A 19,239-nucleotide genomic window follows, 5' to 3' on the forward strand; every position below is an offset into this window, starting at 1 on the left:
AGAGCGTACATGAGTAAAGAGGGAGTTTACATGTTTGGCGCGATTGAAACAGAGGAAGCGCAAACCTTTGAAAAAGTGAAACTGGCAGGTGAGCACCGCCGTGTGTATACGATCCCTTACAAAGGCCTGTCCATGGTTGTTACCAATGCCCCGGTGCAGATTTATGAGCCGAGCAGGCAGAATCTGAAAGCCCATCAGGATACGGTGGCTGCGGTAATGAAGCAGTTCACGATCATTCCCATGAGTTTCGGAAACGTACTCGAGTCGGAAAAAGACGTGAAGATCCTTCTGACCAAGCTCTCACCCCAGTTTAATGAAATCTTTCCCCGTATCAGAGGGAAGATGGAAGTCGGTCTTAAGCTGATCGGGAAAAAAGAGTGGATTGAAAATTCGGCGCAGAACGAACCGGCAATGAAAAAGCTGCAGACGAACGTAAAGGGGAAAAATGCTGAGGCAGGGTACTACGACCGGATTAAGCTAGGTGAAGCAGCCCGTAATTTTATGACAAAACTTCAGATGACCTTTGATCAAGAAGTGTTTCAGCCTCTGGCGGAAGTGGCTGATGCGGCTAAAAACAATGAAGCGATCAGTGAGCGGATGCTTATAAATGCGGCCTTTTTGATTGATAAGGAAAAAGAAGCAGAGTTTGATGCCCTGGTAAACGAGTTTCACGAAGAGTGGGGCGACCGGGTTGATTTTAAATATACAGGCCCGTGGCCGGCGTACAACTTCATCAATCTGAAAATCAAAGCAGATGCGTCATGATCTTCAAACTTTTCACCTGGCCCATTGATACGCTCGTAATGGTCGGTAAAAAGGTCAAAGAAGAAGTGGACAAAGAATTGTACGATCTTGAACACATCCAGCAGAAGCTGATTCATCTGCAGATGATGCTTGAGATGGAAGAAATCTCTGAGGAAGCGTACGAAAAGCAGGAAGAAGAACTGCTGGAGCGATACAGAATAGCAAAAACACTTGAGCAGGAACGACTGAGGGAAAGTGTGGAAGAGAACGAAGGAAGGTGAATCGATGGAAACGAATATTGCAACGGACCAACTACTGTACTTGTATGCCTTTATACCAACTGACGAACAAAACGATACACCCGATATGCCGGGCATCGATCCTGACACCCAGGTGGAGTACGTATCGCATGGCGATATAACATCCGTCGTCTGCCGTGTGAAAAAAGATGAGTTTAATGAAGACCAACTGAACAAAAACGTGGAGAATATGAAATGGCTTCAGGATAAAGCCTTTCACCACCACGAAATGATGAACCGTCTTCATCAGACCTTTACCATTATACCGCTGAAGTTCGGAACGATCTACGAGACCATGGAAAGCCTTGAGTCGATTGTAAATACTCACAGGGAGCGTATTGTTGAACTGTTCTCGGAGCTTTCGGATAAAGAAGAGTGGAACGTGAAGGTTTATGCGGATAAAGAGAAGTTCACCCGGAGTGTTCTTGAAAACAGCCCGGAAATTGAACGAAAGAAGCAGGAGATTGAATCCCTGTCCAAAGGAAAGCAGTTTTTTGAGCGTCGCAAGCTTGACCAGTTTGTTGAAAAACAGGCGGAGAAAGAGGTCGATGAAGAGTGCGGTCTGCTGCACGAAAAGCTCAAAGAGATTTCTTCCCAGACCGAAGTGAAAAAGAACTGGAATCAAAAGGTAACCGGCCGGACGGAAGAAATGTGCTGGAACAGTGCGTACCTCATTGACAGAAGCGATATGGATCGCCTGACCGGGATCATGGAAGAAGCGAAGAAAGAAGCGGATGAAAAAGAGAGCGGGCTTGACTTTGCTGTCACGGGACCGTGGCCTGCGTATCATTTCTCTAGTTTTACAGAAGCCGGAGAGTAGAGTGAAGCGATGATTACACGATTAAATCAGAGATGCCGTATCGTACAGAAAGACCGAATGAGGTGGATGCTGTGAGGAGAGAAAGCCTTGAAAGAGATGACGTATCGCTGCTCGATATACTCGATGCGGTTCTGGATAAAGGCGTTGTGCTCAGAGGGGATATCACCATATCGATAGCCGATATAGACCTGGTATACCTTGATTTGCGTATTCTTCTGACGTCTGTGGAGACATTGATTGAAAGCCAGAATAAAGAGCCTGTGAAAGGAGAGGAAACAGTTGAGTAAAGCAGAACTTTTTGCCCCGGAAAACAAGCCCACAGGGCGTATATCCCTTGATCCGGAAAAAGCGGAGGAAGGTTTGTCCCAGCTCGTTCTTACGGTTATTGAACTGCTCAGACAGCTTGTGGAGAGACAGGCGATGCGCCGGGTCGACAGCGGCAATCTGACGGACGAGCAGATTGAGCAGCTGGGTGTTGCGCTTATGAACCTGGAAGAGAAGATGGAAGAAATGAAAGAGATTTTCGGCCTGGACGATGAGGACTTGAATATCAATCTCGGACCCCTTGGTAACCTGCTTTAGCACGAACACATAAAATAGGAGTGAGTGAACATGGAACCGATGAAGACCCCGAACAATTCAAACAGCCTTGTAGACGTACTTGAAACGGTTCTCGATAAAGGTGTGGTCATCGCGGGAGATATTAAAATCAACCTGGCTGACGTAGAACTGCTGACAATAAAAATCCGTCTCCTGATCGCTTCCGTGGATAAAGCTAAGGAAATCGGCATGGACTGGTGGGAGAACGACCCACACTATTCTTCGAAGGCGTCGAAGCTCCAGGAAGAGAATGATTACCTGAAAGGCCAGCTTGAGGATTTAGAGAAAAAAGTACAGCAAATCTCCTCACGGGAAGAAAGTAAAACCTGAAACTGAGGTGATGTTAATGGGAAAAAAGGACTTTTTTAAGGATTTGGAGAGACTGCTTAAAGATCTGGAAACGTCGGACCATTCGACGGTGGTCCGGTCTGAAGAGCGGCGGCTGGGTGATAAAAAGAAGGGGCCGGTTCTCCGAACGGACTATTCGATCCGGGGCCAGGTGGGGATTCCACAGCCGGGCAGAGATAGAAAGCCGAAACCAGATGAATAATTCGGGAAATCAGGGCAGAGGATGCACTGGTTTCTTTTTTTATTAAATGAGTATATCTTCACGTCAGTTTATCTGAGCTCCGCTGAACGCCATCCGCTCGCTTTCCGCGACGGTGCCGGCGAGCCTCCGCGGGCTTTGCCCTGCGGGGTCTCGCCTGGCCCCCACTGTCGCAGGAGTCTCGCTGCTGGCGTTCAGCTGCGCATGATACAAGAAGTATTTAACCTGCGTGCCCTTTGCTTTCCATAACTATGCCGGCGAGCTTCCATACTTGCCAGGAAGGTACTGAAAAAATTAATTTGTACTTTTTTCAGTGGCATCGGCCAGGGGTCTTGGACATTATTACAGCCTCTTCTTAATTATTATAGCTGTGTTAAAGAGCGATGTTGATTTTTAGAAAAGAGTTGATTGCATCGAATGCGCGAGACTCCTGCGGGAGGAGGTGGCAGGGTGAGACCCCGGAGCACGAGAAGGCTCACCGGCGCCCCCCGGAAAGTGCAATGAGCGGAAATCAACACGTAACTCTTCTGAGAAAATAGACTTTTCTTCAGTGGCTTCGCTTAGCTTATTTAGATCCTCCACCATTTCCGCAACGGCATTCTTTCAGCCTCCTCTTAATATTGAATTCCCATTGAAGACAAAATAATTTAAGCAGGTCCTCAATAGTGTTATTAGATCCCTTAGCCATGAAGTTTAGGTATGATGCTCCATATCAAAGCAAATGAGGTAAATATAACGGGAGTGTCCTGCGCCTTCAGTGGAGGCGCAGGATATCTATTATTAGATAATGGCTTACAGACAGGGCCTGGAATGTATTAGGCTGGGATTTTAAGAAAGTAATCAGCTATCTTTCGTTCGAACAATTCGGTGACATAGCGAATGAAATATACGCAGACTCCTGCGGGAGGTAAAGCTAAGGTGCGACCCCGCAACGAAGTGAGGAGGGTAACCCGCTTTCCGCGGAAAGCGAAGTATATTTCAGGAGCGGGTTACTTGCATCGCATTTTAGTTGTTCGTATATTCCCGGAATGGTGTAATAACTTCCTTCATTATTTCCTCAGACCCCACTGAGGTGCTCTCATTACAATTTCCCTGTAAAACCCCGCTGTTTCCCCACGCTTTGCAACTTAAGCAAACGTTTATTTAACCTGCGCAATTGCTCGATTTCCCGGGAAATTGACTCGAATGAACACAGAAATTGTCCAGGCTCTCCCAAAAGGCCCAAAATGTAACGTATAATAAACATCTATTCGTTAATACACTAATTCAGGTGATAAAGAGATGAATCAAAAAGAAAACAATACATTACTCAGTCATATCGTACCGCTTCTTGGGTGGGTTGCTGTGATTCAATATGCTTCCTCCCAGTCGTATGAAGAGCAGAACGTTACTCCGATACTCGGAAACATAAACCTGGCGTGGGTGGAGTCAGCCTTTGGCTGGGTGAGCTTTACTTACGGAACGAGCGTGGTGAGTCTCGAGACGAGTTCCACCGAGCAGTTTGTGGAGTTTTTCATCAGAAAAGGTGCTCATGTTTTTGTTTATTTTGTGCTGGCGGTCCTGGTCTACAGGGTGGTCCGGTTGTGGCTTGGAGACCGGATCCCCGAGGCGGCTGTTATAGCAATTCTTTGTACAACGCTTTATGCGGCTTATGATGAGGTGCGTCATTATTTTCACCCGAACCGAAGCGGAATGGTGGAGGATGTGCTTCTGGATATGGCCGGCGGGGCTGTCGGGGTGCTGTGCTGGATCCTGTTAACTGAACGAAAAAAAAAGCGGCAGGCCTATGAGTAGGCACTGCCGCTTTCGTTTATTCATCAAGTTCATCTTCGCCTGCGCCTTGTTCTTCCTGAGTTCCTTCGTGTGTGCCGAGCTGCCATGCACCGTTACGGCGCGGGTCCCCGCCGCCGAAGATACGCTGGACGTGACCGGCGTCGCTGTATTCAAGACCGATTCCCTGGATTCCTCCATAGTAAAGCGGAGAGGATTCCTGTCTTAAGTCATAGCCGAAGTCTTCAAAGAAGATCCGGCGCATGTCATCATCCATGCTGCGTTCATAGTTGACGAGGTTGCCTTCCGTGTAGAAGCGGGGTCTGGAGATCGCTTCCTGAAGGGTGTACGGCTCGCCTGTGTCTTCATTTACACCATAGGTATATTCCATGATTGTCTGGAACAGCATGGCCGGAATGCGTCGTCCGCCTGGTGTGCCGAGTCCGAGCTCTGCCTGGCCGTGCTCGCCTTCCAAAATGACGGGAGAGACGAACGTACGTGGACGTTTGCCCGGAGCGTAGCTGTTCGGTGACTCGTCACGCGGGCTGAAGTTGTTCAGCTGATTATTCAAAAACATTCCTTCCACGTAGCGGCCTGATCCGAAGAACTCACCAAGAGAGTGGGTGGCAGAGACCATCATGCCGTCCTGATCCACAATAACAAAGTGAGTCGTGTGCCGGGAGTCATTAATTTCAGCCGGTGAGTCGTATTGATCGTTGTAGGAAATACGGTCAACGTTGATGCCGGACTGCTCTTCATTTCCATCAATCAGTGACTGCGTATAGGTCGGCTCTGTAAAGGTGTTTGTGTCAATCTCCGGGTTGAACTGCGGGTCTCCCACAGTCTCAAGACGGTCCCCGTAGGCGGCTTTGGTCACTTCGCTCATGAGGTGAACGTATACGGGATACCATTCATCCTCGTTGACCAGGTGTCCGAGTTTCATGTTCGGATCAAGGTCAAGACCGTCAAAGCCTTCAATGGCACTGAGGGTCTCATAGACATCGAGCTGGTCAGCCATCTGAAGCATTTGAATCAATGTGGTGGATGCTGATGGTGACGCGGTTCCATAAATGCGGCGGTTTTCAAACTCGCCGGAGACCGGCTCGCTTTCGTATACGTCATAGTTGAGCAGGTCTTCGTGAGTAAACGAAGTGGCGTTCACGAGGGCATCGGCAACTTCACCTTCGTAAAAGCCTGCCGCACCTGATGCCTGAATTTTTTTCATTGTTTCTGCCAGGGCAGGCTGCTGGAGAGTTTCATACCGCTCGATGGCGAGGCCGCCCGGATAGAAGTATTCACGGTTTTGCTCGTCCATATCGATGTAGCGGGTCGCGCTGTCGATACGGTTGGTCAGAATCTGATCCACAAGGACGCCATCTTCCGCATACTCGATGGCATCTTCAAGGAGTGCTTCCCAGCTTGTTTCTTCTTCTCCGGACCAGTATTCTTCGTGAAGAAGCTCCATACCTTTTACAAGACCGGGAACGGCGACGCCACGTTCAGGCCATGCACCGCTGGATGCTGCTGCTTCACGGTAGTCGAAGCTTCGTACGCCTTGATCGGGGTCGTGAACGAGCATCATGCCCCCGCCGCCGATTCCTGATCCGTAGGGTTCCACAACGCCTAATACGAAGCTGACAGCGATGGCTGCTTCGGCGGCATTACCGCCGTTTTCAACAACTCTGTTACCGGCGCGCACAGCGAGGGGGTGAACGGCACTCGTCCCAAAGACATATCCCTCCTGTTCCTGTGCGGCTTCTTCATCCGCCGGGGCTTCTGAGGTCAGTTCAAGTGTATCTTCATTTTCTTCGACCTCATCGGAGTATGGTTCTTGTGTTTGTCTGATAATATCCTGAAAACTGATTTCCCAGGCCACAAGTCCAATGAAGATGACAAGGGCAAGGATGTTTGTTATTCGTAATGCGCTCATTGGACAAGTTCCCCTCTTTCAAAAATGCCTGCAGCGTCCAGATCAATAATCAGCCGGCTGTTGTCCACCCGCCAGAGATCATCGTCAAGACTGGCGCGGAGGGTACGGAAGATCCGGTAGTCGCGGTATCCCTTAAACAGTCCCTGTGTTTCTCTTGGGGCAGAGTCAAGAACGTTCATTGGAATAAAGGAAAGCTCGCTGCTTCCGTCATCGAGCAGGTCAAGCTGGGCTAAGACCGATTCTTTTGTCCGGGTCCATCCCTGGTCAAAGACAAAGTTACCCAGGCTGTACATGACGAGGGTGTTATTTCGGTAGCGCTGTCCGTCTTCCTCAATGGTTCCCTGAATAATTTCCACGTCTTCAAGGACGTGGGAGTGGTGGCCGATCACGACGTCAGCTCCGTTATTGGACATGAAACGTGCCAGGTTTTCCTGGTGATCGGTACGGTTGCGGTAGATCTGGTACTCTTCGCCCCAGTGGATATGAACCATGACGATATCTGCATTGGCCCTTGCCTCCCTGAGGCGTCTGCTGAGAAGTTCAGTTCCGGCCTGTCCGGTCCCGGTCACGTTTGACGTGATAAATACACCTGGTGAATGACCGGCGGCAAACTGCTGGTAAAACACATCGGTAATCCCAATCATGGCAATCGTTGTATCCTCATCAAGGTCGTGATAGGAAATCCGGGCTGCATCGAGCTCTTCATTTTCAATGTCTTCGTCCTGAGTGGAAGAAGGGGTTTCCTGGGCTGGTTCTTCTTCGAACCATTCCTCTTCTTCCTCCTCCTGACCGAATTCCTGCGGATCACCAAGACGGTGGCCGATGCCGACCATCTCGATACCGCTGCCTTTCATATGACGTACCGTCTCCTGAAAGGAAAGCTCACGGTAGTCCATCGTATGATTGTTTGCAAGGCTCACAGAATCAAAGCCGGCGTTTACGAGAGCATCGACGGCGCTAACAGGTGCGTATAAATGAATTTCTTTATCAAACTCAAAGTCTTCGATCATGTTTTTAGTTTCCTCTTCGTGGTCGGCGATGATCGGACTTTCAAGGTTTCCGGTTACATAATCCGATTCTTGAAAGTATGGAGTCACGTAACGGAACACGCGATCCATTCCTTCCCCGCTCTGCTCTGCTGCGTCCTGGACGTGGCGTCCCATCATAATATCACCGACCATGGAGATACGGTGCTCTACATTATCGGGGCGGGTATCCTCCGGGATGGGGGCTCCGTTCCAGATCGGCTGAGTAAGAATAATTGTAAGAACAATGGCTAAAGCAATAAGAGAGTGGGGGAGTGCTTTCTTTTCATGCCTTTGAGTCCAAGCTCGCATTCTATCTTTCAGGTTTTGTTTTTTCATAGATTAGATCCCTCTCTAGAACAAGTGATAGATTGTGATAAAGACAAAGGTTAAAAAGGAGATAACAAGAGTAGAGCTGAATGTCGGGATAACTCCCTGCTTATGAATGGTATTGGCAATCAGTCCCGGGACGATAACACCGATACCCCTCAGCTCAAAGTTCTCGAAGGGGACAAGTGGCCCGTAAAAGTTGTCAAAGGACATTTTCAAGAGCACTCCGATGGCAAGCATGGCGGCGAACTTTCTTCTGCCGTACATGACGGTGATCCGCCCGATCACCTGGGTGACGATTAAAAAGGTAAGCAAGCTTAAGAATGCGACGGCAACAACCGCCATTAAATGGTCAAAAATCAACGCAACATAGCCGGGCACGATAAGCCCGGCTGGCATGATACCTGTTTTTTCTACGTAAATGAGACTGAGTATAATTCCTAAAACGATAGCGATATAGAGATCTGTACCGAACACGGTGGCGACAACTCCTTCATATTTTACTGAGTCTGTGAATTATTTAAGCGGTGATTGTGCTGCTTTTATTTTCTGGTCGATGATCCCGGAAGAGACAGGCTCTTTTTTCTCCTTGGAGCATTGTCGTGCAGCCAATCTGTCCTCACTGAGAACCGTAACTTCGTCTGTTTTGTAATCTTCGAGTGACACTTCTTTGATTTTTCTCTCTTCGATCGCCTCGGCAAGTTCTTCCCCGCGGCCTTTAATGTTTCCAATTCCGTAAAGAACACTGTCGCCCGGCAGTTTTTCAAGCTCAGCCATTATGGCTTCCACTGATTTCTTCTCCAGGTTAATAAGGTTCTCATAAGGAAGCTTTCCTTCATTGTGTGCCTGTACGATCGGACTTGTTCCGCGGCCGATAAGCACGAGTGTGTCCGCATCCAGGTGTGGAAGGACGTGATCAATAAACTGAAGGGTACGGTCCATCCGGTCGTCACGGCAGTTCATCACAATCGTACGGTGATTCATCGGATAGTCGAGATCTTTTACCCGGTCCCAAATGCTCAGGGTTGAGGTAGCATCATTGGCTGCAAAGCCGTTAAAGAAGTATTTCGGCGCCTTTTCTTCTCCAAACCGGTGGACTCTCATGGCACCCGGGTCCACAGGTGCGTTCAGCATTCCTGCAAAAGCCACATCCCGGTCAATACCCAGGATGTCGGATACAGCAAGGGCGAGTGCGGCGTTCTGAGGGAAAATCATAAACGAAAACTTCTTTAAGTAGTCTTCGTCGATATCATTCTCACGTGCTACGATCACTTGTGAATTTTTCCGCTTCGCAGCCTGCTCGAAAAAGCGCTGGTACGTTGTTTCAGGAATAACCACATAGCCGTTTTCAGGAATGGTGGAGCTGAACGCCCGGGCGATATCATCCACGGTCGGGCCCATCACATCCAGGTGGTCCTCCATAATATTGGTAATAACCGTAATGTTGGCTTTCACAAGCTGAGCCTGAAACACCTTCTGGTACTCGGGGTTGACGGCCATACATTCGGATACAAAGGCATCGGCTCCCCGTTTTACCACTTTACGGGCCATATGTTTCTGTTCACTGATATTTGGTCCCTGAAGGCCCCGGACAATCGGTTCCTCCTCTTCCTGGTCCCAGTAAAACATGCGTGCAGACGTCCCCGTTGTTTTTCCGACAACGCGGTCGCCGTTTTCTTTCATTATTCCCATGATCAGGCGGGTGACGGTGGATTTACCCCGGATCCCGTTTATAAGAACACGGGTTGGGATTTGATCTATTTTCTTTGAAAGCGTCACACGTTCGTAGATTCCGCCTGCAAGTAACAATGCTGCAAAAATGAACAGATACGTCAATTCGCTCATTCGGTCTAGTCCTCCATTCATAGTGCCTCTGCTTCATAGTTGTAAAGGAAGAAGAGGTTGGCTGATATTACAGTTTTCGGTGATATTTGTCAGATAAGAGGGGTATGTGTAAAAGTTCATCTATTTCGACAATGCCTATAACTCCTATACCCAAAAGGTTGTATTTAAAATCATCATTTAGAAAACATATTTTGGGCGTTCCAAACTTTAAGACGATGTTTTATTGACTATGTTACCTGGTACCATTCAATTGAGCCTATAGACACAGGGAATAACCAAATAAGTAGAATCAGAGGGAGATCATTCCATCACCTGACACGAACCGCTTTTTTTTCGCAAGGTTTCTAGAGCAGGAAGAATGCTGTATCCTTCATTTAAACTTCGTTGACCGTAATGCGCTCCCTTTCCGCGGCGGTTTGGGAGCTTCCTCATTCTCTGGAGATCCTCCTTGAGCCTTCAAATTCCGGGTTTCCTGATTTGAGGGCACTACTTGACCTTTCTTTAATGCATTAAAATTCTCGATTTCCTTGTTTAACGGTACTACCTAGCCTCTCCTGCATTCTCACATTTTGGTTTTACTAGATTGTTATAAAACAAAGCTCTATCTTGCACAAAAAAAGCCCTCCGTTATGATGCAGGTGTGAACCCATTACACCACGAGGAGGACCTTGTGCAGGATTGTAAATCGAAATCAGCAATTATTCAAGTTATAAATTGAAAGGCGGAGTCCCCTAACCGTTTCAAAGATAGAAGAGTTAAAGAGGAAGTAAATAGGGAGTCTCAGGTCTTCCGGCTGCATTTGTTGCAAAAAAATCGAAAACAGCCTTGCCTTTTCTAAAATTCTATCCTTTCCTGATAATTCTATTTATGGGTCCGGAAACCTCTGATTTCATTAAGTAAACGCTTAACTGTGTAAAAGCGTCCAGTCTGTTTCAATAGTGTAACAATGACCCTAAAACTCAATGACAACTGTTTCAAATGAAACAGTATCGTAAAATAATGACTTATTCTTAACCCCCAGAGACCCTCATATCTCTTCGATAAACTCTAAATGGATTCATAAGATACCTGCGGGAGCGTCCGTTTTTTATTTTACAAAATGATTGCGGTGTTTCTTTGGGACGTTTCTGGATTTTCCCGCAGGACGAACGGATCACCTTTCAAAAAAACGATATGGAGGTGGAGATGAACCGGGTGCACCTGTATGTGCACAATCATTGAGAATCGTCATTATTACGATTTTTCCATAATCAAGCAAATGTAAGTAAATGTGACTCCATTTACACGATTCTCAACATTTATGTAACTCGCGTTTAATGTTTAAGGCGTATAGTAATGGCCGGGTTCAAAAAACGACAAAAAAACGTGATGGAGGTGAAAGAGATGCCAGTCGAATATATTTTTATTTTGGGATTTGCCTTATTGGCATTCTTCCTTGGTGTAAGGGAGAAGAGAAAACATGATAAAAACATCGAACGGGTTCCTGTCCGTGTCAACGTTAACGGAATCCGCGGGAAGTCAACGGTAACGCGACTGATTACAGGCGTGCTCCAGGAAGCAGGCTACAAAACAGTCGGGAAAACGACCGGAACCGATGCAAGAATGCTCTACTGGTTTGTCGATCAGGAGGAACCGATTAAACGAAGGCCCGAGGGCCCGAATATCGGTGAGCAGAAAAAGGTCATTGAAAAAACGGTGGACCTTGAAGCAGACGCTCTTGTAAGTGAGTGTATGGCTGTAAAGCCTGACTATCAGGTCGTATTCCAGAACCAGTTGCTTAAGGCAAATATCGGACTTATTGTAAATGTCCTTGAAGACCACATGGATGTGCTCGGTCCCACATTAAAGGAAGTGGCGGATTCCTTCAGCGAAGCAATTCCCCACAACGGTGACCTGATTGTAAACGACAGCCCCTACGTTCCTTACTTCAGGGAAATGGCGGAAAAACGGAATACGAAGCTTCATGTCTGTGACACGTCGCTCATCTCGGAGGATTTCCTCAAGAAGTTTGAGTACATGGTGTTTCCTGAAAACGCGGCACTGGCACTGTCGGTGGCAGATGTTCTTGGAATCGATTATGAAACAGCGTTCAGAGGGATGCTGAAGGCATGGCCTGACCCGGGAGCGATGGAAATTCTGCCGCTCGGAAATGAAGAGGATCCGGGTTTTCTGGTCAATGGCTTCTCTGCCAATGATCCGACATCTACATTAAATATCTGGGAGCGTGTGAAGCAGCTCAGCTATCCGACGGACGAACCGGTTGTCATTTTTAATGCCCGTTCCGACAGAGTCGACCGGACGGAGCAGTTTGTAAAACAAGTGCTTCCCTATATCCCAGCCGACACCCTGATCGTGATGGGACAAGGAACAAAGCCGGTCGTTGATGCCTATCAGGAAGGCGCCTTTCCCGTAAATAAGATGCTCGATCTTGAAGGGGACGACACAGATGAAATCATCCGGGTGCTCAAGCCGTATTTATCAGGAAAAACCATTTATGGTGTTGGAAACATCCACGGCGGTGCAGAGCAGCTCGTTGAAAAACTTGAAGAACAACAAAAAATTAACCAAACAGCATAGAAAGGAGGTTCGGTCAGAAGATGTTTGTCTTTGACTCAGGTGATGTTTATTTAGCCCTTATTGCAGGTGCCATACTCAGTTTGTTTTATACGGAAAAAACAGGTGTACTGCCGGCCGGACTTGTTGTACCGGGGTACATTGCGATGCTGTTTACCTTCCCTGTAAGCATTGCAGTTGTGTTTATGATCAGCTTTTTGACTTATTTTATCGTTATGAAATTCGTAGGAAGATTTACGATTCTTTACGGAAGAAGAAAGTTTACCGCGATGCTCACTGTCGCGATTATTCTTTCCATCGGGTTTGATTATTTGTTCCCGCACTTTTCTCCCCCGCATATTGTGAGCGGCCTTATGGCCATCGGGGTGATTGTGCCAGGTTTAATCGCCAATACCATCCAAAAGCAGGGTGTTATTCCGACAACATTAAGTACGATGCTTCTCAGTTGCGCAACGTTTGGTGTTGTCATGATTGCAAGCTTTATATAAGTAAGGACTACTGAAGGAGGAATAGAAGTGGAAATAACATTAAAGGGTCACAAGCAGGAAGAAAAACAGGTCACGTTAACGTTCAGCCAGTGGATGCTGTATACGATTAAAAAACATAAAAAAAGAACGAACACGGATGCTGCCGTTGGACTGGTGGTAGCAGGTACGCTCTTTTTCATCACATTGATGTAGTCGATCGCACCTATGCCCGCTGTTCATGAGAAAAGCCCGGCAGCTGAGACATCTATCTGCCGGGCCCGCAGCGTGCAGGTTTAAAGTCTCAAGTGAAGGTTTTTGGAAAAAGGCAGCCAGTATACAGGCGCTTTTGGGAGCGGTTGCCTCTTTCTAAAACCCTTCACGGCTGAAAAAACAGAGTGGAGGTGACATGAATGTTAAAAAAAATACTCACGATCACGTTACTGCTCAATACATTTCTCATCGGGATTGCCAACCCCCACCTTGTATCAGGTGAGGGTGAAAACCCGGCTGAACAAGACGAAGATTACGACAACTACGGCGTCAGTGCGGCCCACCCCGCTGCTGTAGAAGCCGGAATGGAAGTGTTGGAAAGCGGCGGGAATGCCGTTGATGCAGCCATTGCCGTTTCCTATGCCCTCGGTGTAGTTGAACCGTTCGGCTCAGGAATCGGCGGCGGCGGAAAAATGCTGATTCTGCCTCAGGAAGAAGAAGACCCTGTCGTTTATGACTACCGTGCCGCAGCACCTTACGATGACGAATGGGGTGATAAGATCACCGGTGTGCCGGGGTTTGTTGAAGGACTGAACAGAGTCCATAACGATTACGGTCTGATGCCCTTTGAGCACCTGATCTCTCCTGCAATTGACCTTGCGGAAGACGGGTTCAGAGTCGATTACCTTCTTTGGGAACGTCTTGAGGCGGCTTCCTACCGCCTCCCTGTAGAGGAGTTGTCTCACTTTTACCCGCGGGGAGAGGCGATTAAACCTGGAAGAAACCTCAAGCAGCCGGAACTTGCTGAAACGTTGACCAAAATTCAGGAAAACGGCGCCCACGCTTTTAACCGGGATGAATTCGGCGACATGATTAATAACGCTGTTCCTTACCTTGACGGCAGTGACCTGGACGAGTATGAAGTGGAGCTTTCCGAACCTGTGGTCGGTGAGCTGAAAGAAGGGACGATTTATTCGGCAGATCCGCCCCATGCGGGGGTATCCCTTGTTCAGTCCATGCTGCTGGCTGAAAAAATGAATATAGAAGATACAAAAGGCGATGAAGAGGAATACGTTCACCTCATGTCAGAAATCTCAAAGGTCACAAAGCGTGACCGGATCGAAAATATCGGTGACCAGTCCGATTCCCTTAAAGATGAGCTCACGAGCGAGAACCACATTGAAGAGCTGGCAGACGAGATTTCAACCGAAGAGCCTTCTCCTGATATCGGGACAGAGGAAGAAGACGGCGATGATGAAAAGACAGATACAACTCATTTTGTTGTCGTGGACCAGGATGGTATGGTGGTATCGACCACGAATACACTGAGCAACTTCTTCGGCTCGGGAGAGTATACGGACGGTTTCTTTTTAAACAACTCCATTCAGCAGTTCAGCGAATTCGAATCCTCACCAAACAGCTATGAGCCCGGTAAGCGTTCAAGAAGTTTAACCGCGCCTTCCATTTACGTGGATGATGAACGTGTGGTGGGAATCGGAAGCCCGGGAGGAAACCGGGTACCTTCTGTGATGGCCCAGGTGCTCACAAGACATCTCTACTTTGACGAACCCTGGGAAGACGCCGTCAATGCGAAACGGTTTTATGGTGAGTCAGACATCCTTTATGTAGAGGAAGACTTTGACGAGTCGGTACTCGGTGCCCTCAGGGACCGAGGCTATGAGCCGGAAACACGGAACTTATCGGTCTTTTTCGGAGGCATTCAGGCTCTTGATTTTAATACGGAAGACGGATCCATAGTGGGAATTGCCGATTACCGGCGTGACGGCTTATGGGATGCAAAAGACAAAGTATCATGGATGGAATATGCCCAGTACGGATTGGTCGGCTTGTTTATTCTGAGTATCATTTTCCCGCTGATGCATATCATCCACTGTCTGCCGTTTTTCCGGACGAAAAACGAAACCGTGCACCGCATCTTGAGAAAAGAAAAAGGCATGAGCATTCTCATCCCTTGCTACAATGAGCAGGGAATTATAAAAACATCCCTTGAAACCATTGAATCTCTCTCGTATTCAAACTTTGAAGTGCTTTACATCAACGACGGCTCAACGGACAAAACGCTCGCGTATCTGGACGACTTTCTCGAGCTGAAACCGAGCAGCCGGGCGCCGCACAGGAAACTGGATCATAAAAAGGTAAAAACCGTCTATCAGTCCAAGCGTTATCCCAACATTTATGTAGTGGATAAATGGAACGGCGGAAAGGCCGATGCCCTTAATGCAGGGATCGAGTATGCCAGTGAGGATCTTGTGATTACCCTTGATGCGGATACGATGCTGACCGATCAGGCGATGCCGAAAGTAAATGAAGTATTTGAGGATGGAGATGTCGTTGGAGCGGGGGGAATGGTCCATGTGCTTCAGACGAAAACGGCCAATCCGTTAAGCCGTCTGTCCCTTAAGCACACCAATCTGCTCGTGCGCCTGCAGATGCTCGATTTCCTGAAGGCGTTCTATATTACAAAGGTATCCCTTGCCCGTTTTAATGCCCTGGCTGTTATTTCAGGAGCATTCGGGATTTTCAGAAGACAGGCCCTGATTGATGTCGGAGGCTACCGCTCCACTGTAGGGGAAGACATTGACATTACGTTGAGGATGCAAAAATACATCGCGGCAAACAAAAACAAGAAGGTTGTCCACATTAAAGATGCCATCTCCTATACCGAGATGCCTGAAACCGTGAAGGACTTCTTCAAACAGCGTGTCCGGTGGCAGAAAGCCTACATCGACTGTATTATTCACTTTAACTCGTTCTTTGCAAAAACGCTCTTCAGGAAGGCTGTTTCTTTCTTCTATATCTTTGAGTCTTTCCTTGTGGGAATTGTATCGGCGTTTATTTTGACGGCCTTTTTCGTCATCAACGGGATCTTTTATCCGCCTGATTCCTACTTGCAGTATGTACTGTTTTATCTGACCTACTTGTTCCTGTTCGGGGTCATCTATGATATTGCCGCTCTGATCTTTACGAGAGCCCAAGGCTTTAAGTTCAGAATGAGAGATATTTTTACATTAGGCACAACGATTCTATTTGATATTTTCATCTACCGTTTTATCCTGATGTACATTGTGATGCACGGTACGATCGCCTACTTCTTTAATACAGACTGGAACAAGGTTGAGAGAACAGGCAGAGACTACAAAACCGAATCAAAACCCGCAGCGTAGGAATAAGGCAGGGACGAGTTAACAAGAAACCGAACGTGCGGTGCGAATAAACCGCTCCTGAAATATACTTCGCTTTCCGCGGTGGTCCGGTGAGCCTCCTCACTTCGTTGCGGGGTCTCACCCTGGCCCCTGACACCGCAGGAGTCTGCGTATATTTCATCCGCTATGTCAGTGGATTGGATTATCAAAGAAACTCTTTCTTTTTGTCCCATCATCATTGCCTATACAAGGCTTAACAAAAACTTCAGGAGGTGACATGTATGGGAAAGAAAATACTCCTTATCACTCTTACGTTCGCTGTGGTCCTCGTTGTGGGAGCGGGAGGCTATGTGTGGCAGGCTGTTAACGCTACGATCGGAAGCATCCAGGAAAACATCGACCGTAACCAGTCGGAAAAGCGCCAGGAGGCCATTGACCTGGAAGAAGGGGATCCGGTATCCATCCTTTTGATGGGAGTGGACGAGCTCGAGACCCGGGACGACCTGGGCCGTACCGATACTATGCTTCTGCTCACGGTGAACCCGAAGGAAGAATCGATCAACATGGTGAGTCTGCCCCGTGATACCCTGACCGAAATCCGAGGGCAGCGGACAGAGGATAAAATCAGTCACGCCCATGCTATGGGAGGAAGTGAAACGGCGTTATACACCGTGGAGCATTTCCTGGATATCCCTGTCGACTATTTCGTAAAAGTAAACATGGAAAGCTTCGTCGGTCTCGTTGATGCCATCGACGGAGTTGAAGTGGACAATGAGTTTGAGTTTATCTTTCATGAGATGCATTACCCGGAAGGAAAAATCAAGCTGGACGGAGAGGAAGCCCTCGGCTATGCACGTATGAGAAAGGACGATCCTAAGGGAGACTTCGGCCGCCAGATGAGGCAGCGTGAAGTGATCGAAGAGATCATTGATAAAGGAGCGAGCTTTTCTTCCATTACGAACCTGACCGACATTCTTGAAGTGGTGGAAGACAACGTCCAGACCAACCTCTCCCTCGATGAGATGTGGGACATTCAATCGAACTACAAAAACACCATCAACGACGTCGAGCAGCATGAGATCAAAGGGGAAGACAGAAAAATGGACGGAATATCCTACTTCTTCACTGATGAAGATGAGCTCGAGTCACTGTCTGACGAATTGAAGCAACATCTTGAAGTGGAGGAGTAATCTCCTAAAGAGGCTGGGACATAACTGTTTTAGCCAACGAGAATCCGAACGAATAATATGCGGTGCAACTAACCGCTCCTGAAATATACTTCGCTTTCCGCGGGGGCACCGGTGAGCCTCCTCGGGCTCTGCCCTCCGGGGTCTCACCTTGGTTCCTGCTCCCGCAGGAGTCTGCGTATATTTCATCCGCTACGTTCGTGTATTGTTAGGATTCTCAGCTAAACACGTTCTTTATGTCCCCGACTCCCCTTAATAAGTGAAGATTGTTACTCAAGCAAGATCATATTGTGCTACAGTCGAACAAGCATCATTCAACCTTATTGAAGGTTTACTCATGCTTCTTTCTTTACGAACATCTCCTTTGAAGTGAACTAGAAAAGAAGACGTCCCTCTTTTTTAATTAAACCACCACACCAAAACGATACCGAGTAGTCGATTATTTATGATATGGTTATATTTCCTTTCAACACTAACTTACCAATAGACCTTAAGCACTTTACTTGTCGTAGATATCAAAAAAAAGACCTTCTCACAGCCGGGTGAGAAGGTCTTTTTCGTACTATTATATTCATGCTTTATTATGATTCATCATCGTCATTTTCATTAATTGCGACCGAGTCACTGCCGTCGAGTCCGAGGTGGGCGCGGAGCTCGCCGCTTACCCGCTGGCGTTCGTTTTCATCAACAATATAGTACCAGATGCCGTCAATGCGGCTTCCGGATCCGGCGATTTCAAGTGTCTCTGAGTTGTGACGGGCATCACGGTAATTAGACTGAATCTTTACCATTTTATCAAAGTTTAAGTCTGTGCTGATGTTGTTGCCGAGGGCATCCAGGATTTCGCCTGCTTTTGTGATGGAGGAGAACTGAGCGCCTTCTTTAATAATTGCATCAACGATTTCACGCTGGCGTTCGTTACGACCTAAATCTCCACGTGGGTCTTCATAACGCATTCTGGAATATGCAAGGGCTTGGGACCCGTCCAAATCAAGTGGACCTTCACTGAATTCATAAGAGCCTGACTTAAACCCAAAGTTGTTATTAACTGTCACGCCACCAAGAGCATCCACAATATCTTTAAAGCCATCCATATTAACAGTCATAAAGTAGTCAATTGGAATATCAAGAAAGTTTTCAACGGAAGCCATGGCCATCTCGGGCCCTCCGAAAGCATAGGCGTGGTTGATTTTGTCATCAACGCCGCGACCGACCATTTCTGTGCGCGTATCACGGGGAATGCTCATCATTTTCATTGATTCGTCTGCCGGGTTTACGGTTACTACCATTAATGTGTCCGTACGTCCACGGTCTGTACGGCTGCCCCCTGTGTCCACACCCATTAACAAAAATGAAAGAGGCTCCTGATCTTCAATATCCACTTCCAATTCGCGCTTTTCTGATTTTTCGCGATCTACTGTAACGTGCATTTGGTTATCCACTGTATTCTGAACGCTTGAGTACATGTAATAGCCATAGCCTGCGACAGATCCTAATATAACAAACAAAATAAGGCCACTTATAAGTAGAAACTTTTTCATTAAGCTAACTCTCCTCTTAAACTATGATTACTTTGATTATATTTCTCTACCCTCTATTAGACAAGAAATATTTATAAGTAAATGTATTTTTTTACCTATTTGTCGCATTCTTTCGATTGAAAACGCTTAATATGAAAATCATGTTAAAATATGATGTGTTTTCTGAATTTTTCCTCGAAAACCATT

18 protein-coding genes are annotated in these 19,239 nt (G+C 47.3%); 13 read left to right on the plus strand and 5 right to left on the minus strand.

The annotated features are described in order from the left end of the window. Positions 1–9 precede the first annotated feature (9 nt). The 8 genes from JSY36_RS07775 to JSY36_RS07810 all read left to right on the plus strand — a co-directional run bounded on the left by JSY36_RS07775 (position 10) and on the right by JSY36_RS07810 (position 4,804). On the plus strand, positions 10–765 hold the full coding sequence (locus JSY36_RS07775) for a GvpL/GvpF family gas vesicle protein (RefSeq protein ID WP_205165925.1): 756 nt from the start codon (positions 10–12) through the stop codon (positions 763–765). Next, positions 762–1,025, plus strand: coding sequence for a gas vesicle protein GvpG (locus tag JSY36_RS07780; protein ID WP_122899486.1), 264 nt, complete (start codon positions 762–764; stop codon positions 1,023–1,025). The genes JSY36_RS07775 and JSY36_RS07780 overlap by 4 nt, the downstream gene beginning before the upstream one ends. A 4-nt stretch (positions 1,026–1,029) precedes the next feature. Then, on the plus strand, positions 1,030–1,863 hold the full coding sequence (locus tag JSY36_RS07785; protein ID WP_205165926.1) for a GvpL/GvpF family gas vesicle protein: 834 nt from the start codon (positions 1,030–1,032) through the stop codon (positions 1,861–1,863). Between the two features lie 71 nt (positions 1,864–1,934). Further along, the gene (locus JSY36_RS07790) at positions 1,935–2,150 is read left to right on the plus strand and encodes a gas vesicle protein (RefSeq protein WP_249414098.1); all 216 of its coding nucleotides are present in this window, start codon (positions 1,935–1,937) and stop codon (positions 2,148–2,150) included. Continuing rightward, positions 2,143–2,445, plus strand: coding sequence for a gas vesicle protein K (locus tag JSY36_RS07795; protein WP_122899480.1), 303 nt, complete (start codon positions 2,143–2,145; stop codon positions 2,443–2,445). Before JSY36_RS07790 ends, JSY36_RS07795 begins: the two co-directional genes overlap by 8 nt. 39 nt (positions 2,446–2,484) lie before the next feature. Then, positions 2,485–2,793 carry a gas vesicle protein gene (locus tag JSY36_RS07800; protein ID WP_122900106.1) on the plus strand — a complete coding sequence of 103 codons (309 nt, stop codon included), beginning with the start codon at positions 2,485–2,487 and terminating at the stop codon, positions 2,791–2,793. A gap of 16 nt (positions 2,794–2,809) precedes the next feature. Then, positions 2,810–3,013 (plus strand): hypothetical protein, encoded by a 204-nt coding sequence (locus JSY36_RS07805; protein WP_122899478.1) that lies wholly within the window; start codon positions 2,810–2,812, stop codon positions 3,011–3,013. A 1,278-nt stretch (positions 3,014–4,291) separates the two neighbouring features. Then, entirely contained in the window at positions 4,292–4,804 is a 513-nt protein-coding gene (locus tag JSY36_RS07810) for a VanZ family protein (RefSeq protein WP_205165927.1), read from the plus strand. Between the two features lie 16 nt (positions 4,805–4,820). On the opposite strand, the gene JSY36_RS07815 is transcribed toward JSY36_RS07810, so the two are convergent. From JSY36_RS07815 to pgsB (JSY36_RS07830), 4 genes are read right to left on the minus strand one after another with little or no spacing between them, the layout of a single operon-like run. Then, positions 4,821–6,710 (minus strand): gamma-glutamyltransferase family protein, encoded by a 1,890-nt coding sequence (locus JSY36_RS07815; protein ID WP_205165928.1) that lies wholly within the window; start codon positions 6,708–6,710, stop codon positions 4,821–4,823. Continuing rightward, positions 6,707–8,074 carry a CapA family protein gene (locus tag JSY36_RS07820; RefSeq protein ID WP_205165929.1) on the minus strand — a complete coding sequence of 456 codons (1,368 nt, stop codon included), beginning with the start codon at positions 8,072–8,074 and terminating at the stop codon, positions 6,707–6,709. The genes JSY36_RS07815 and JSY36_RS07820 overlap by 4 nt, the downstream gene beginning before the upstream one ends. Positions 8,075–8,089: 15 nt before the next feature. Continuing rightward, positions 8,090–8,542 carry a poly-gamma-glutamate biosynthesis protein PgsC gene (gene pgsC, locus JSY36_RS07825; RefSeq protein ID WP_122899471.1) on the minus strand — a complete coding sequence of 151 codons (453 nt, stop codon included), beginning with the start codon at positions 8,540–8,542 and terminating at the stop codon, positions 8,090–8,092. Positions 8,543–8,581: 39 nt separating this feature from the next. Next, positions 8,582–9,910 carry a poly-gamma-glutamate synthase PgsB gene (gene pgsB, locus JSY36_RS07830; RefSeq protein WP_205165930.1) on the minus strand — a complete coding sequence of 443 codons (1,329 nt, stop codon included), beginning with the start codon at positions 9,908–9,910 and terminating at the stop codon, positions 8,582–8,584. A 1,398-nt stretch (positions 9,911–11,308) separates the two neighbouring features. Between pgsB (JSY36_RS07830) and pgsB (JSY36_RS07835) the strand changes: the two genes are divergently transcribed. From pgsB (JSY36_RS07835) to JSY36_RS07855, 5 genes are all read left to right on the plus strand, one after another. Continuing rightward, positions 11,309–12,487, plus strand: a complete 1,179-nt coding sequence (gene pgsB, locus JSY36_RS07835) for a poly-gamma-glutamate synthase PgsB (RefSeq protein ID WP_419466035.1) — start codon at positions 11,309–11,311, stop codon at positions 12,485–12,487. Between the two features lie 20 nt (positions 12,488–12,507). Next, on the plus strand, positions 12,508–12,972 hold the full coding sequence (gene pgsC / locus JSY36_RS07840) for a poly-gamma-glutamate biosynthesis protein PgsC (RefSeq protein ID WP_205165932.1): 465 nt from the start codon (positions 12,508–12,510) through the stop codon (positions 12,970–12,972). A gap of 27 nt (positions 12,973–12,999) precedes the next feature. Next, on the plus strand, positions 13,000–13,164 hold the full coding sequence (locus JSY36_RS07845; protein ID WP_205165933.1) for a hypothetical protein: 165 nt from the start codon (positions 13,000–13,002) through the stop codon (positions 13,162–13,164). A gap of 197 nt (positions 13,165–13,361) precedes the next feature. Beyond that, the gene (locus tag JSY36_RS07850) at positions 13,362–16,346 is read left to right on the plus strand and encodes a gamma-glutamyltransferase (protein ID WP_205165934.1); all 2,985 of its coding nucleotides are present in this window, start codon (positions 13,362–13,364) and stop codon (positions 16,344–16,346) included. A 260-nt stretch (positions 16,347–16,606) separates the two neighbouring features. Then, positions 16,607–17,515, plus strand: coding sequence for an LCP family glycopolymer transferase (locus JSY36_RS07855; RefSeq protein WP_205165935.1), 909 nt, complete (start codon positions 16,607–16,609; stop codon positions 17,513–17,515). A 578-nt stretch (positions 17,516–18,093) separates the two neighbouring features. Here the strand turns inward: JSY36_RS07855 and JSY36_RS07860 are convergent. After that, positions 18,094–19,053 carry an LCP family glycopolymer transferase gene (locus tag JSY36_RS07860; RefSeq protein WP_205165936.1) on the minus strand — a complete coding sequence of 320 codons (960 nt, stop codon included), beginning with the start codon at positions 19,051–19,053 and terminating at the stop codon, positions 18,094–18,096. Between the last annotated feature and the right edge of the window lie 186 nt (positions 19,054–19,239).

Source organism: Alteribacter salitolerans, assembly GCF_016901055.1.
In the GTDB taxonomy this organism is placed as follows: domain Bacteria; phylum Bacillota; class Bacilli; order Bacillales; family Salisediminibacteriaceae; genus Alteribacter; species Alteribacter keqinensis.